This is a genomic window from Ruegeria sp. HKCCD6647-2 (genome assembly GCF_057221075.1).
In genome coordinates, this window is record NZ_JBWVBD010000004.1 from 239,874 (window position 1) to 255,652 (window position 15,779).

General features: G+C 58.3%; 14 protein-coding genes. 6 read left to right on the plus strand and 8 right to left on the minus strand.

The window, feature by feature from the left end:
• Positions 1–188: 188 nt before the first annotated feature.
• Positions 189–731 carry a GNAT family N-acetyltransferase gene (locus AC2TDJ_RS12605; RefSeq protein ID WP_480842696.1) on the minus strand — a complete coding sequence of 181 codons (543 nt, stop codon included), beginning with the start codon at positions 729–731 and terminating at the stop codon, positions 189–191.
• A gap of 69 nt (positions 732–800) precedes the next feature.
• Positions 801–1,775: a homocysteine S-methyltransferase family protein gene (locus AC2TDJ_RS12610; RefSeq protein WP_480842698.1), complete on the minus strand. Its 975-nt coding sequence runs from the start codon at positions 1,773–1,775 to the stop codon at positions 801–803.
• 149 nt (positions 1,776–1,924) lie between these two features.
• Between AC2TDJ_RS12610 and AC2TDJ_RS12615 the strand changes: the two genes are divergently transcribed.
• Entirely contained in the window at positions 1,925–3,505 is a 1,581-nt protein-coding gene (locus AC2TDJ_RS12615) for a winged helix-turn-helix domain-containing tetratricopeptide repeat protein (RefSeq protein ID WP_480842700.1), read from the plus strand.
• A gap of 85 nt (positions 3,506–3,590) precedes the next feature.
• Here the strand turns inward: AC2TDJ_RS12615 and AC2TDJ_RS12620 are convergent, their stop codons facing one another.
• Positions 3,591–4,472 carry a LysR family transcriptional regulator gene (locus AC2TDJ_RS12620; protein WP_480842702.1) on the minus strand — a complete coding sequence of 294 codons (882 nt, stop codon included), beginning with the start codon at positions 4,470–4,472 and terminating at the stop codon, positions 3,591–3,593.
• A 100-nt stretch (positions 4,473–4,572) separates the two neighbouring features.
• Here AC2TDJ_RS12620 and AC2TDJ_RS12625 point away from each other — a divergent pair, with 100 nt between their 5' ends.
• The 5 genes from AC2TDJ_RS12625 to AC2TDJ_RS12645 are packed head-to-tail and all read left to right on the plus strand — an operon-like array spanning position 4,573 to position 10,334.
• On the plus strand, positions 4,573–6,018 hold the full coding sequence (locus AC2TDJ_RS12625; protein ID WP_480842704.1) for an aldehyde dehydrogenase family protein: 1,446 nt from the start codon (positions 4,573–4,575) through the stop codon (positions 6,016–6,018).
• A complete protein-coding gene (locus AC2TDJ_RS12630) occupies positions 6,018–6,992 on the plus strand; it encodes a membrane dipeptidase (protein ID WP_480843034.1) in 975 nt (324 codons plus the stop codon). Before AC2TDJ_RS12625 ends, AC2TDJ_RS12630 begins: the two co-directional genes overlap by 1 nt.
• 4 nt (positions 6,993–6,996) lie before the next feature.
• On the plus strand, positions 6,997–8,685 hold the full coding sequence (locus tag AC2TDJ_RS12635; protein ID WP_480842706.1) for a hypothetical protein: 1,689 nt from the start codon (positions 6,997–6,999) through the stop codon (positions 8,683–8,685).
• Positions 8,682–9,311, plus strand: a complete 630-nt coding sequence (locus AC2TDJ_RS12640) for a DUF3726 domain-containing protein (protein ID WP_480842708.1) — start codon at positions 8,682–8,684, stop codon at positions 9,309–9,311. Before AC2TDJ_RS12635 ends, AC2TDJ_RS12640 begins: the two co-directional genes overlap by 4 nt.
• Before the next feature lie 12 nt (positions 9,312–9,323).
• The gene (locus AC2TDJ_RS12645) at positions 9,324–10,334 is read left to right on the plus strand and encodes an Ldh family oxidoreductase (protein ID WP_480842710.1); all 1,011 of its coding nucleotides are present in this window, start codon (positions 9,324–9,326) and stop codon (positions 10,332–10,334) included.
• Positions 10,335–10,427: 93 nt separating this feature from the next.
• Here the strand turns inward: AC2TDJ_RS12645 and AC2TDJ_RS12650 are convergent, their stop codons facing one another.
• The 5 genes from AC2TDJ_RS12650 to AC2TDJ_RS12670 are packed head-to-tail and all read right to left on the minus strand — an operon-like array spanning position 10,428 to position 15,772.
• Positions 10,428–11,450 carry a proline racemase family protein gene (locus AC2TDJ_RS12650; protein ID WP_480842712.1) on the minus strand — a complete coding sequence of 341 codons (1,023 nt, stop codon included), beginning with the start codon at positions 11,448–11,450 and terminating at the stop codon, positions 10,428–10,430.
• A 12-nt stretch (positions 11,451–11,462) separates the two neighbouring features.
• Positions 11,463–12,218, minus strand: a complete 756-nt coding sequence (locus AC2TDJ_RS12655; protein ID WP_480842714.1) for an SDR family NAD(P)-dependent oxidoreductase — start codon at positions 12,216–12,218, stop codon at positions 11,463–11,465.
• A 3-nt stretch (positions 12,219–12,221) separates the two neighbouring features.
• A complete protein-coding gene (locus AC2TDJ_RS12660) occupies positions 12,222–12,977 on the minus strand; it encodes an SDR family NAD(P)-dependent oxidoreductase (RefSeq protein ID WP_480842716.1) in 756 nt (251 codons plus the stop codon).
• A 3-nt stretch (positions 12,978–12,980) separates the two neighbouring features.
• Positions 12,981–14,459, minus strand: a complete 1,479-nt coding sequence (locus tag AC2TDJ_RS12665) for an aldehyde dehydrogenase family protein (RefSeq protein ID WP_480842718.1) — start codon at positions 14,457–14,459, stop codon at positions 12,981–12,983.
• The gene (locus AC2TDJ_RS12670; protein WP_480842720.1) at positions 14,456–15,772 is read right to left on the minus strand and encodes an NAD(P)/FAD-dependent oxidoreductase; all 1,317 of its coding nucleotides are present in this window, start codon (positions 15,770–15,772) and stop codon (positions 14,456–14,458) included. Before AC2TDJ_RS12670 ends, AC2TDJ_RS12665 begins: the two co-directional genes overlap by 4 nt.
• Positions 15,773–15,779 lie beyond the last annotated feature (7 nt).

Consider the following 15,779-nt stretch of genomic DNA (forward strand, 5'->3'; position numbering starts at 1 on the left):
CCGCTATTTCCAGTTCAATCTTCAATTCGGAGCGGGTCAGATCGGACGTTCGGCAACGACACTTGGCGCTGCCGAACGATATTTGGTTTGACTTGGTATATTGGGGCGAGCCTTTCGAGTTACCCAGCCACGTCCTCAGTTTCTTCACTTCCCGGTTCAAAGAATGCGTTCTGCCCCAAAGCGAGAATTCAGACCTGCTCCAAACTCGCGCCGGAGGTCTGTTCGACGCCATGATGGACCGAATAAAGCCGCCCCATTATATGTGCGTCTGCGAACCCTCCCGGGCGCCTTGCGTACCGTCGAAGAGTGCCTTCAATCTCGAAGCCGAACGCCTCGTAAAGCGCAATTGCCCGATCATTGTCGGACCAGACAAGCAAGCCGGTGCGTTCCAGCTGCAACCAGTTGTCGGCAAGGTCCAGCAAGGCGTTCATCATGGCTTTGCCGATGCCGTTGCCCTGGCAGTCACTGCGCACCGCGATCAGGTCAATCTCACCGACATGGTTGTGGCGTGGAACATCGGGAAAAGTGCTCATCTGGCAATACGCAACGACGTCTTCACTGGTCTCAGCGACCAGCCGGTACATGCCGGGTGCAGCCGCAGTTCGTTCTGCCACAAGCGCGTCGGGCACGAAGGGCAACCGCATCGTACCAAGCATAACTGTCGGATCTGAAAGGACCTTTGCGACGGCTTTCGTGTCTTCCGATGCAACGGGGCGTATTGAGAAATTCATTTGTTAACTTCCTTTTGCAATAGTGTGTGACCCGAGCCTGTGCTCGGATCACTTCCGCGCCGACGATTGCTATTGTGCAGCAACGTGATGCGCGTGGGTGCAGGCGCGACCCATGGCGTCGACGTGGCGATGATCAGTACCGCAACATCCGCCCAGCACCCGCAGGTTGGGCAAAATCTCCATCAGCCTGCGATAGTCCTCGCCCAGTTCCGCCGGGTTGCCATCGTCCAGCACTTCGCTTTCATCAAGTTCGGCATGCGACATGCGAGACGCGTTGGCACGGATACCTCCGATACGGCGCAGCCACTCGCCACCGTCGCGCAGCACATGTTCAAAGTGATCCGGATGCGCGCAGTTGACCATGAAGTAAATCGGGTAACCATCGGTTGCCTCGTCGACCTCCCGGATCGCGTCGGCCAGTGATTGTCCGGTCGCAAGCGCGCCGTCGGTTTCCACGGTGAACGCAATGACCACCGGCACGCCCTGCGCTTTTGCCGCCAGCGCGATGCCTGTCGCCTCGGGCGTGTTGTTCATCGTGATCGCCGTCACCATGTCGGCACCGGCGTTGGCCATGGCCGCAATCTGGGGCGCGTGGTAACCTTTGGCTTCTGCCGCCGTCATCAGCTCGCCCGGTACGTAACCATCGCCGCGCGGACCGACGCACCCGCTGATCACCAGCGGAGAAACGGAGCTTTCGTGCCGGTTGCGCAACGTGCGCATAAGGTAGATCGCATCGGCATTGATCTTGTCGAGATCGCCCGCGCTGTAGCCCAGCTTTTGCCCCCAGTCCCGGCTGGAGCGCCATGTTGGGCTTTCCAACACAAAACCAAGCCTATGCGCCTGCGCGACCGCAATGTGGCGTTCGAAATAGTCGATAAGGGCATTCCGCCCTTTTTCCGTTTCCAGCAGAACGAATGACGCAAAGAGTGGCAAGTCAATCTCGTCGTGAAAAATGAGTGTCGTTTCAATACCGCCATCCGTCAGAAAATAGCTCTCGTTTGACAGTGGCAGAACGGTATTGGTGGGGTTGGTATGATCGGACATAATCGCCTCCCTCGGCACGTTTCGATCCAACAGCACTAGGTCAGATGCGATGAGGCTGCTGGGAGGCAGGTTGGAGATTTCCGGGATATTGCGGGGATTCTTTATCCCACTATGCTTGGAAGACGAAATTCGAAAAGCGGGTTACCGCAGTGATTTACTCGTTCGAGCCCTTTGTTCTGGATGTATCGCGCCGTGAACTGCTGTGCGACGGGCGCACTGTTCACCTGCAACCCCAGGTCTTCGACCTGCTGAGTTTGCTTGTTGAAAATGCACATCGCGTGGTCAGCCGGGATGAGATTGTGGAAAAGGTCTGGAAGGGGCGTATCGTTTCCGAGGACGCCATTTCCAGTCGGATCCGGGATATTCGGCGCGTTTTGACCGATACGGATCAGGACCCGAACCTGATCCGCACCGTGCGTGGCCACGGCTTTCGGTTTACGGGTGACGTTACACTGCGCGCCAAGGCCGAAGCGCGCGACGACCATCTGCCGGAACCAAATCAGGGTGACGACTCTGCAGACAACGAGAACCCGCTCAGCCATGACCCCCAACCTTCGATCGCGGTTTTACCCTTTCAAAGAAACGGCGATCTGGACAGGTTCGAAGCCATCGAGGAAGCGATCCCCAGGGAATTGATCATGACGTTGGCCAGCCTGCGCTGGATCAAAGTGGTCTCGCATGGCTCGGCCTTCAAATTTCGGGGGAAACAGGTCGATCTGGCTCAGGTCAACAACATCCTGAACGCGCGTTACTGCCTGACTGGCGTGGTTGAACTGACGGGAAGCCGGATCACAATTGACACAGAGCTGTCAGACACCCGCAGTTCAGAAGTCATTTGGGCGCTCAGGAAAAGCGCGAATATCGACGACATACACACGTTGCGTGCCGAGATAGCAGCCAACGTGATCATGGTTGCCGAACTTGAGATACCGCAGCATGAAACTGCGTCGCTTGGGCCGGTGGACGCCGAAAACCTGGATGCATGGTCCGCCATGCATCTGGGGTTTCACTACATGAGCCAGTTCAGCCGCAAGGGCAACGAGATGGCCCGGAAGATGTTGGGCCGCGCAATTGATCTGGAGCCAAAGCTGGCGCGGGCTAGCGCTGGGATGGCGTTCGTTCGCTTTCAGAACGCATTCATGCGCTACACCCCGGATTACTCGACTGAGGCGGACAGCGCCCGCAGATTTGCCGAACAAAGCCTGTCGCTGCAACCACGTGATCCTTTTGCGAATTTCATGATGGGACGATGCCACTGGCTCGACCACGACCCGGAGGGCAGCAAACAATGGTTTACCCAGTCGATCAGCGCCTGCCCAAACTATACCTGGGGTTATTACGGGGCCAGCTGGGCAAGCGTCTTCACGGATGATTTCGAGACCGCCATGGGCAACGCCAACCGGGCTATCGATCTGAGTCCCATCGATCCGTTTCGGCCCGGAATGACCGGGAACAAGATGTGGGTGTACATTGCGCAGGAAGACTACGAATCCGCTGTGAAATGGGCCGAGATTGCGGCCAGAACGCCGTGGGCGCATGCCGGTATGGCCTTTTTTGCAGCGATGAGCCAATGGTTGAATGAAAATCCCGACAAAGCCGCATGGTGGGTAACCGAGGCGCGCCGCCGTAACCCGGTTCTACGGAAAGAGCATGTGTTGGCACTTGTTCCAGCTTCCAGTCTCAGTTTTCGACGAGTGTTGTCAGAGGCGCTGACAGCACTGGAAATCTGAATCCTTCCTACGATACCCGACCTTCCTGACTGCGGGTCACGGGGATCGAATTGGTTCAATCAGGTCATTTCAAAGCCCTGAATACCTACCGGGCCAATACCCATTCTCGGCTCAAAATGAAGGCACTGCATTCAGTCGTCAGATCTTCGAACCGCGATCTTTCCTTCACATACAAATAGACCTGCCTCTTGTCGGAAAGGTCTGCAATGGGACGAAATGCGGTGGTTTCTGGAATAAAGCGCGCAACCGTCTGGGGGAGAACGGTAACCCACTCTCCGGTTCTGACCATGGTTATAAGCGAATGCGTGTTGTGGATAGTAACATCGGCCTCCTCAATCGCGTTCACGAATTTTGGCGTCTGGATGAGATCGCACAAGGCATTTCGGACAAATGAGGCTGCCATCACATCATCGACGGATGGCGGTTCGGGTCTCGTGTTAAGCGGATGGTCGGACGCGCACACGAGCCCGAATTGATCTTCGAACAGGGGGATCGCCTTGATGCCCTTTAAAGGATGAAACCCCGACGCGATCCCGATGTCAGCTTTGCCGTCGGATAGCGCATCCAGAACCTGTTGGGTGTCCGTATCCCGCAGCTCGACTTTCAGTCCGGGAAAACGGCAGGTCATGTACTCCAGAACCGAAGGAAACATCAGTGCCGCGACCGAGGGGACGGACACTATCCGTATCAGGCCGTGAATGGCGTCCGCTGCTGCTTCGATAGATTGAACGGTCTGATCAAACTGGCGAACTTGTTTCAGAGACATTTCGAACACCTGCTCTCCCAAAGCGGACAAGTGGTTCTTTCGTTCCCCTTCAAACAGCTTTTTGCCCAGGTGATCCTCAAGCTGTTTCAGCGTCATTGAAACAGCCGATTGCGTGCGACCCAAGCGATCGGCCGCCTCGGCCAGGTTGCCTGTTTGGGCAACGGTACAGAAACAGCGCAGCATTTCGATCTTGATAGCCATGCTTCAAATTCTCTGAAGTTTAGTTAAGTTATTTGAGTTTGACTGATATCGATTGTGAAGTCCATTCTGCCCCAAATTTATTCTGAACTTGGGGCCCAACGTGACCAAACTGAACCTGATTGCTGGCGAATGGCTGGCTGGCGAAAGCGAGATCGAAAACCGCAATCCCTCAGATTTGAGCGACCTGATCGGTCGCTTCGCTCAAGCCAGTGCGGATCAGCTTGAGGCCACACTGGATCAGGCGCGCATCGCTCAAGCCGAATGGGCGGCATATGGGCTTGAGCGCAAGCAGGCAGTTCTGCTGAGTATTGGCAACGAACTGATGGCCCGCGCCGAGGAGCTGGGCAACCTGCTCAGCCGTGAAGAGGGCAAGCCGCTGGCCGAAGGCAAGGGCGAGGTTTATCGTGCCGGGCAGTTCTTCACCTACTATGCTGCAGAGTGTTTGCGTCAAATCGGAGAGAACGCCGATTCCGTGCGCCCTGACATCGAAATCGATGTCCGGCGCGAGGCCGTCGGTGTCGTTGCCGTCATCAGCCCCTGGAACTTTCCGACCGCCACCGCCTCGTGGAAGATTGCTCCGGCGCTGTGCTACGGCAATGCCGTAGTTTGGAAGCCTGCCAACATCACTCCGGCCTCGGCTGTTGCCCTTGCCGAAATTATCAACCGCCAGGACATCCCCAAAGGTCTGTTCAGCCTTGTCATGGGGTCAGGCCGGTCCATCGGACAGCGGCTTGTCGAAAGTCCCAAGGTCAACGCAATCTCGTTCACCGGCTCGGTTCCGGTCGGCAAGGGAATTGCCACCGCAGCCATCCAGAACCTGACCAAGGTGCAGATGGAAATGGGGTCGAAAAACGCGCTGGCCGTTATGGACGACGCCGACCTAGACCTTGCTGTCTCGCTGGCGTTGAGCGGGGCCTTTGGGGGCACCGGTCAGAAATGCACGGCGTCCTCACGTCTTGTGGTTCATGCCGCCGTGCATGATGCTTTCGTCGAGAAACTGGTGGCTGGTGCGCAGGCCATGAAAGTCGGTCACGCGTTGGAAGATGGAACCCAGATGGGCCCCGTTGTCAGTGAGCAGCAACTGGCCGAGAACTTCGCTTACGTCGATCTGGGCAGGTCTGAAGGCGCCGAGCTGGCCTGTGGCGGACAACGTTTGGATATGCCCCATGACGGCTACTACATGAGCCCGGGCGTATTTCTGAACACCACCAACGATATGTGCATCAACCGCGAAGAAATGTTCGCGCCGCTGACCTCCGTGATCAAGGTGGGCAGCTACGATGAGGCGCTGGCCACCGTCAATGACACCAATTTCGGGCTGACTTCGGGCATCGTCACCCAAAACCTGGCCCGCGCCACGCATTTCCGCCGCAACGCGCGCACCGGGGTCGTGACCGTGAACCTGCCGACCGCTGGCACCGATTATCATGTGCCCTTTGGCGGGCGCGGCGACAGCTCCTACGGACCGCGGGAACAGGGCAAGGCGGCCGCCGAGTTCTACACGACCGTCAAAACCGCCTATATCAGCGCAGGAAAGCCGGTGTGATGCGAATTGACGGGCTGCAATACGCCAACTGGTCGGAAAAAATCTTTCGGCAGTTGCGCGAGGGTGGCGTGGACGCGATCCATGTCACCATCGCCTATCACGAGAACTTCCGGGAAACCGTACTGAACTTCGAAAAATGGAACCGCTGGTTCGAACAATATCCAGACCTGATCGTGAAGGGCCGATGGGCCAGCGACATTGACGAAGCGCGCGAAACCGGGCGCACGGCCATCTTCTTTGGTTTCCAGAACCCGTCGCCCATCGAGGACGATATCGGCTTGGTCGAAATCCTGCACACGCTGGGTGCCCGCTTCATGCAGTTGACCTACAACAATCAGTCTCTGCTAGCCACTGGTTGCTATGAGGCAGACGATACCGGTATCACCCGCATGGGCAAACAGATCATCAAAGAGATGAACCGGGTCGGTCTTGTCGTGGATATGAGCCATTCGGCGGACCGCTCTACTATCGAAGCTGCAGAATTGTCCGAGCGCCCGATCGCCATTACGCACGCCAATCCGTACGAGTGGTCGCCGGCCCTGCGCAACAAGCGTGACGCGGTGATCCGGGCGGTGACAGAAAACGGTGGTATGCTTGGGTTCTCCGTCTATCCTCATCACCTGAAGGACAAGTCCGACTGCACGTTGGAGAGTTTTTGCGAAATGATCGCACGGACCGCCGAGAAATATGGCGCGGAACATCTCGGGATCGGAACGGATTTGTGCCAGGACCAGCCCGACAGTGTGGTCGAATGGATGCGGGTTGGACGATGGACCAAGGAAATCGACTATGGCGAGGGGTCGGCCAGCAATCCCGGCTTCCCTCCGATGCCGTCCTGGTTCCGCGACAATCGGGACTTTGGCAACATCGAAAACGGGTTGCGCGCGACCGGTCTGAATGATGACGAAGTGGCCGGTATCATGGGTGGAAACTGGTACAGGTTCTTTGCCGAGAACTTCGTCGCCAAGGGGTAGCCGAATGAAGACACAGGCGCAGACAAAGATCGAAAGACGGAACCCGGCGACGGTGATGAGGTTGTCGCGACTGGGGTCGCTGCATCAGTGTCGGCTCAGCTTCATGCGGCAACTGACCCGCCGTATGGCGCGGGAAAACTGGTCGTTCACGCGGCCTGTGTTCGACATTGACGCCAAAGGTGTTGGGCACGCTGTCTACACCGCCCACGGACCGGAACGGGCGTATTCGCTGGTAGCCTTTGCACATGACCTGCCGCCGGAACAACGTTCGGATCGGGTAATTGCAGAAGCCTGGGATGCCACCTTTGCCTTGTTCGATGGCATACCGACCGAGGCAGATATCGAGCGCCTTTCACAAAATGTACCACTGCAAGAAGCCGGTCGTGTCAGCGAAAGCGAGTTGTCGTTGTCTCGCGCGAACCGGTCGGTTCGGCTTTGGGAGCATGTTGTTGATGCTCTGGCGGCAGGGCGGCAGCCGGATCTGGAGCAGATTTACCAGGTCGGTTACCTGATGCGCACCACGGCCGTGTACGGGTCGGGCAAATTTGGCGCAGCGGATCGCGAGAATATCGCGGATCGCCCGGAAACGAGCGCGCCCTTTCAGGCCGAAATGCTGTCGGTTTTTCTGACCCGGGCGTTCGTGCGGGATTTGGTGCAGCACATGGCCGATGCCAAGGGCGCGGGACGGACGATCAAACTGGACCCGGCCGTTGCTCGTTGGTTGGGGATTGGCAATTCGACGGGCCTCGGCATGGCACCGTTCATCGTCAACCATCCGGTCCTGTTCAACAACTGGATCATGGCTCGGGAAGAGGCAATTGCCCGCGTTCGCTCGGTTGAAACCGCCACGGCAGCGGAGACAACCCGCTTCCGCCATATTTTTGAACGCAGCCGCCTGTCGACGTCATGGTGGCGCTCTGAGCATCCCATACAGGTCGAAAAACTGACAACGCTGAGAGCCGATTTGCAAGCGATCGCGGACTATCTGGAGCAAGACGGATTGACCGGCAGTCACCCATGGGACCGGTTGGCGAGCTGGGCGGAAACCGTGCTTAGCGAAGAAGGACAGGAGCTGTTGGCTTCTCTGATCCTTGAACCTTATGGCGACCTTGTGGATGATTTGGCCACCTGTATGGCCGACAGCAATGCCGACGCGTTTGTTATCAACGGAGCGATGCCGATCAGCGAGGTGCGCAACCTGATACAAGGCACATTCGGCTGGGCGCTCGACCTGGATTGGGATGCCACCGATAATTGTGCCCGCGCATGGTATGTGTCTGAGGAAAAGCTGGAACCCCGCATGGGCGAACGGTTCGAAGAACCCATCGCGGATTACGAGCAGCCATTGGCCCCAGCTCGGGATGCTGCTACGGCCTTTGCCGCGCTGAATGATTGGGACGAAGACCAACCGGTGGCCGAGTTCCTGCTGCGCCACCCGGAACACCGTCACACCATCCGGCGCGCTCAGATGAGCCGTACCGCGCCTTACGGCGAAATTCATGACAATACGATCAGCGCCGCGGTATCCCCCCTTGATATGTTGCGGGCAAAACTCTCGTTCTTTGGCGCGACACATTTCGATCCGCGTTCAGATCGCTGGGTACGCATTTGCATGTATGCCGGTGCGCCTTATCCCGATGAGTTGACTTCCGAAAACGCCGACCTCTGGGTCTATCCGGAGGTGCCGGTATGAGCGTCTCGCTGAACGAGATCGAGGCAACCGCCAAACGAGCGGCCCGCGGCGCGGGCTATTCCTGGGGACAGGCTGAAGAGGCATCGAAAGCAACCCGTTGGCTATGTGCACAGGGATTGGATGGCGCCGGAACTCTGGCCCGGCTGTTGCAACTTGGGTTGTCTGCGCAACTTACCGCACATCGTCCTCAGCGAATTGAGAGCCCGTGGCAGAGTGAAAGCGATATGTGCCCTTTGGCGGCTGGCCCGCTCTTATCCGATTGCGCTCATCTTCTGACGGTCGGCCCGGTCGAAATGCGTGATGTTGCGACACCTGCCCTACTGTTGCCCTTCGCCGCCAATGCGGCACGCACCATGCAGCACCCGTTGATCATGGAAATCGACGATGTGCAGGTATTGACAGATGGGGTAGGCCTGACTGCACCTGACACTTTGCCAAGGACAGCGCGATGGGTCTGCATTGCACTGGGTGACGAGCCCACCACCCGGCGGAAACGGCATACACGTGCGCACCCTGCGCCGGATGATTGGGCCGTTCTGAACCGTTTTGCCCACCGAACGTACGCTCCCGCAACCGAGGAATCCCGCCTGCTGGGCGCAGGGGCCGGGCTTTCCGACAATGACTGAAGAGATACGAAAGTGACTGACACACGGACCCTGACTCTGACAGAAATCGAGGATCTTTCATTCCGCGCCCTGATTGCGGCTGGCACGTCCGAGGACAACGCCCGCCCGCTGGCGCAAGCAACCGCCGCGACCGAAGCAGATGGCGTTGCAAGCCATGGCCTGGCCTACATCCCGATCTATTGTGAGCATGTACAGTGCGGTAAGGTCGATGGGCTGGCCAAGCCGGTCCTTTCGCGCCCAAAGCCTGGCGTTGTGACCGTCGATGCGGCAACCGGTTTTGCCCATTCTGCAATTGATCTGGGATTTGAAACTCTGATCCCTGCTGCGCGCGAACAGGGCGTTGCCGTCCTCGCCATAAAAAACAGCTACAATTGCGGCGTTCTGGGCTATCACACCTACCGGCTGGCGCAGGCCGGACTGGTTGCGCTGGGGTTCACCAATGCGCCCGCCTCGATCGCACCTTCGGGGGGCGCAAAACCCGTCGTAGGCACCAATCCATTTTCCATTGCCGCGCCGGGCACCGATGGTCAACCCGCACTGCTGATCGACCAAAGCGCCAGCACTATCGCCAAAAGCGAGGTCATGAAACATGCGCGTGAAGGCAAACCGATCCCGGTTGGCTGGGCGCTGGATGCCGATGGCAACCCGACCACCGACCCGGAGGTCGGCCTCAAGGGGTCAATGGCGCCGTCCGGTGGATACAAGGGTGTCGGCGTCGCGCTGATGGTCGAGCTTTTGGCAGCCGCGCTGACGGGGGCCACGCTGGGCATCAATGCCTCGCCTTTTTCGGGAACAGCAGGCGGCCCTCCGAAAACCGGCCAGTTCTTCATCGCAATCGATCCGGGCGCGACGGCAAACGGATCGTTTGAGACCGGTGTTTCCGGCCTCGTCGAAGCGATCCGCTTTCAGGACGGGGCTCATTTGCCCGGTGACGGTCGCCGCGCCAAACGTTTGGCAGCCCGCAAGGACGGGGTGGCCGTGAACACCGCGACGCTTGCCAAGATTGAGGCATTACTTGGATAGGCGGCGCGGTTCTACAAATGAGAGACTTGCCCCAGCGCAATTTCGCGTTGTCGCATTTGATGGCCTTCGCGGATCAGATTGCCACAGGTTTGCCTACGACGAGCCGCCCCAGGTGTCTGATAGGGTGAAACCACTAGGAAATGGGTCTGACGGGTCCAAACCGATCTGGCTCAATCCATAAATCCAGCACTGTCCCGAAATCCTGTTTTGAACGCTTTTGCACGGGCCGACATAGGTTTCAGACAAGATTTCGGTCACAAACTCACTTCCGATAATCGAGCGTGAAACAACCCTGTCACCCGGCTTTGTTGAGCCCTCGAAATACCGAACCGCCATATTCGCGTTTGACCCGGTCCCGCACGGGGATCGATCGACCCGACCGGGCCGCAATGTCGTGCAGGTCCGGACCGCGCCGTCCGCATCCGTACTCCGGAACATGACATATGCCAAACCGTTCAAGGCGGACGTTGTCGGATGCTGGATGTCAATGCTGGATGCGATCAGTTCCCGGAGGTAGATACCGTTTTCGGCTAGCCTGCGGGCATTGCCCGGTTCAATCGTCAGTTCCAATTGCTCGACATCCACCAGCGCATAGAAGACGCCACCGAAACAGATGTCGTATTTGATCGGACCCCATTCAGGAGTTTCGATCACTTCGGCTGTCGCCAACACGAACGATGGCGGCATGTCCAACGATACACGAGTGACCTTGCCATTCTCGCAACGCGCAATGGCGCGGACCAATCCAGCTGCCGTATCCAGTACGACCTCGGTCTCGGGTTCGACCATTTCCTTCATGCCGGTTTCCAGAATGGCGGTCACGGCACACATGGCATTGGAACCGGACATCGCATGCGCCTGATCTGGTTGCAGCACGATAAAACCGGTGTCTGCCTCTGGCAGGGTGGCAGGAACCAAAAGCACGACCGAGCCCGCCGGACCGGAACGCGGCTCGGAACACAGCAAACGCCGCAAGCTGTCATCGACCTTGTTGATGTGGTCAAGCTTGTCGGCCATGGTCGTGCCCGGAATATCAAGAACGCCACCGGTAACAACGCGACCGATCTCACCGGCGCAATGTACGTCGACCAGTTGCAGAATACGTGTCCAACGCATCGGGAACTCCTTTCAGGCTACGGCTTGCGCACCGGTTATCTCGACCACGGAACCGCAAAGGTATCCAGCTTCCTCAGAAGCCAAAAAAGCGACCAGTGCCGCGATTTCTTCGGGTTCGCCGATCCGGCCGTAGGGCACCAGAGCGTTGAGATCGTCTATGCTTCGCCCGGTCCGGGCGAGGTTGCTTTCCAACATTGGCGTGCGCACTTCTCCCGGCGCGATCCCGTTTACGCGGATTTTGTCAGGCGCATAGTCGCGCGCAAGGTTTTCTGTAAACGCGACAACCGCCGCTTTCGACGTGTTGTAGGCGATATGGCCCGGTGCAGGATGAATACCCCACTGCGATGCCGTGTTGACGATCGCACCGCCGCCCTGGGCTTGCATGACCGGAATGACCGCCCGGCACATATGGAACAATGCGTCTACATTAACCTTGAAGGTCAGTTCCCAGTCTCCGGCGCTCAGTTCCAACAACGGTCCACGCCGCATAAGCCCGGCATTGTTGCATAATACATCAATGCGGTCTCCGTCATCGGTCAGACCGCTCACAAATCTTCCGATCGCATCAGCGTCTGTCAGATCCACCGTTCGAAAGTCTGCTCTGCCGCCTTCTGCGCGGATTGCGGCAGACAGTGTTTCGGCACTTTCCGCATCGTTGTCCACGATCCAGACCATCGCGCCCTCGGACGCGAAACGCCGGCAAATTGCAGTCCCGATACCGCCTGCCCCTCCGGTTACGACAACTGTCTTATTCTCGAAACGATGCATGGATTACCTCATTTGGCTGGCGCCATTCACGTCCAGGACAGCGCCTGAAAGCGAGGGTTGTGACGTGCGCAGAACAAACGCAACAAGCTCGGCGATTTCAGAGGGTTCCGCCATTTGCCCGATCGGAATACCGCCCAATGCCGCGGCCGCGCCATGTTCCGCAACAAATGCTTCGGACATTTCGGTTCGAACCCAGCCGGGGGCCAGCGCGGTAGCCGTGATGTTGTCACGACCGAACCCGCCTGCGATACTCTGCGTCAGATTGATCAGTGCGGCCTTGGTCGCACCGTAGGACATCGCATCCGGCCGGTATCCACCCTGACCCGCACGCGACGCCATGTTTATGATCTTGCCGCCGTCATTTTCACGAAAGTGGCGGATTGCAGCGCGGCAGAGATCGGCCGCGGCCACAAGGTTTATCTGAACGTCGCGCGCCCAAGTGGCTTTCCACGCGTCCAGTGGATCATCGATGGATGACGGAGACAATATGCCAGCGTTGTTTATCAGCGCGTGAATGCGACCTGCCGCCGACTGCGCCTGCGACCAAAGATTTGTTGGTCCCGCAGGGTCAGCCAGGTTTGCCGCGAAACACGTTGCGTCGTTGCCAATTTCCACAGCCAGTTTTGCCGCCTTTGTCCTGTTGGTCCCGTATTGCAACAGAACACGCGCTCCTTCGCCCGCCAGTTCACGGGCTATTGCGGAACCGATTGATCCTGTCGCCCCCGTCAATAGCACGGTTTGGCCGCTCAGATGTGCCATGTGTCAGCCTTTCAGATACCAGCCCCATGGTTTGGACCGATCATAAGTCGTGATCTGCTTGGTCTCGAGGTAATTGTTCAACCCCCATTTCCCCAGTTCACGGCCAATGCCGGATTGCTTGTATCCGCCCCAAGGCGCCTCAGTGAACGTTGGTTGCGAACAATTCACCCATACGATTCCGGCCCGGAATGCACGTGCGACCCGGTTGGCCCGATCCTTATCGGCGGACATGACCGCAGCGCCAAGGCCAAATCGCGATGCGTTGGCCAGTGTTATAGCTTCTTCTTCGGTCTTGAACGGATGCACACACACGACTGGGCCGAAAATTTCTTCGTTCCACACCCACCCGTCCAGCGGCGCATCTGCCAGAATAGTCGGCTGGACATAGCAACCGTGCTCAAGCCCCTTAGGGATGCCACCGCCCGTTACGACGGTTGCGCCTTCGGCTTTCCCACGTTCTATGGCAGCGAGAACCTTTTCATGTTGCGACTGGCTGACCAGCGGACCCAGCAGGACCCCGTCTTCCAGCCCATGACCGATCCGGATTTTTTCAGCTTCTTCCTTCAACCGCGCCAGCAGCGGCTCGTAGATTTCCTCTTCAATCAGGACACGAGACGTCGCGGAACAAACTTCGCCCTGGTTCCAGAAAATGCCGAACATGATCCATTCAACCGCCTCTTCGATGGGCGTGTCGGCAAAAACCACCATCGGCGATTTGCCACCCAGTTCCAGCGAGATCGTTTTGATGTCTTTTGCCGCCGTCGCCATAATGCGACTTCCGGTCGGGACCGAACCGGTAAAGGCCAGCTTGTCCACATCGGGATGTTCGGTCAGGGGTTGCCCGGCCTCGGGCCCAAAGCCGGTCACGATGTTCAGCACCCCGGCAGGCAACCCGGCAGCTTCCGCGACCGCGCCGAATTCCAGTGCCGTCAGCGGTGTGAGTTCAGATGGTTTCAGAACTATCGTGCATCCCGCGGCCAGCGCCGGTGCCACCTTCCACGCGCCCATCAACATCGGGAAATTCCAGGGAATGATGGCACCCGCCACACCAACAGGTTCTTTCACGGCTTTCGAGGAAAACTCGGGCATTGCCAGGGCGATTTCCTTTTCCGCACTGTTGTCCAACCGTTCTGCGAGATCGGCGTAGAAATGGAAACAGCCTGCGGTGTCTTCGATATCCCAGACCGCCTCGGGCAGTGGCTTTCCGTTGTCGTGCACTTCCATCCGTGCCAGTTCATCGGTTCGCCTGGTGATCTCATCTCCCATTCGGCGGAGAACCTCGGCCCGGTCCGCACCGCTCATCCGCGGCCACGGGCCATTGTCAAAGGCGTTACGGGCCGCCCTGACCGCCGCATCGATATCTTGTGCACCGCCGCGGGCAACCTGGTGAAACACTTCACGATTGGACGGATCCACGACGTCAAATTTTTCGCCAGATGCGGCATCGGTCCACTCACCGTTTATGAAGAGTTGGTTTTTCATGAAGGCACCTCTGGCAATGTCTTTCGTTTCTGTTGTCTGGTCGGTAGCTGAGCACGCCATCTGAACCGGTCGATACTGTAGGGCCTCATATCGATTGGCGGCTTCGTTCCGCATATGAGATCAGCCATCAGATGCGCATTGGTCGCGGCATAAGTCAGCCCGAGATGACCGTGGCCGGTGGAGTAGAACACGCCCGGCACTTTGCACGAGGCGGACATCACCGGGATCGTGTCCGGCAAGGCGGGACGATGCCCCATCCATTCAGATGTCTCCTCAAGTGTCAGGCCCGGCAGTGCTTCGCGCGCGCGTTTGACGGTGATCTTGGCACGGCGATAGTCGGGTGCGGCGTCCAGCCCTGCCATTTCGACGGTTCCGCCCACCCGGATTCCACCGGCGGTCGGGCTGACCATGAAAGCCCTGGCTGGCCAGATAATTGAATGGTTGAGATCAATCCCCGGCGCCATGATTTGTGTGTGGTAGCCACGTTCCGTTTCAAGTGGCATGGGCTCGTCCAGCATCTTCGACAAACGGCCCGAGAAAGCACCGGCGCAGATGACCACGTGTTTGGCGCACAAGCGCGAACCGTCGCTCAAGTGCACGGTCTTTTCTGTGCCAGCGGCATCAAGCCCAGTGACTTCACCACGAACAATCTGCCCGCCCCGGGTTACAATGATTTCGGCAAGGCGGGTAACGATATCCAACGGGTTTCGAACAGTTCGATTGTCCGGCAACAGAACCGCTTTTTGAATGACCGGCGCGATTTCCGGTTCCAGCTCACGCAGACGATTTCCGCCGATCACTTCGTAGTCGAATCCGTACCGGTCAAGCATATCCAACCGCTCGCGGTCCGCTGCGAACTCGTTTTCATTGGCGTATAGCGACAAGCAGCCGGTTTCGCTGATACTGTCCGACAGACCAATGTCGGTCATCAGGGCCTTCATGTCCGGCAAGGCGCGCTGGCAAAGGATTGCCCCTTCCGCTTCCAACTGTAGCAGTTTCGACGGCAGACCTGCCCTGAAGAACCGCAGGAACCACGGGACAAGCCGCGGTGCATAAGTGGGTGCGATGCGAATAGGCCCCTCGGGGTCCAAAAGCCAGCGCGGTGTCTGCAGCCAAACCGATGGGCGCGATACCGGCATGAACTCGGTCACCGCTATCGACGCCATATTGCCGAAAGACGCACCGCTGCCGGGCGCATCCCGATCAATCAGGGCAACCTTGTGCCCGCGTTTCTGAAGGGCATGGCCAAGCGCGGCACCGATGATGCCGGCACCGACAATGGCCGTGTCGAACTGTTGGATGGTCTGAGGCATCGGGGGT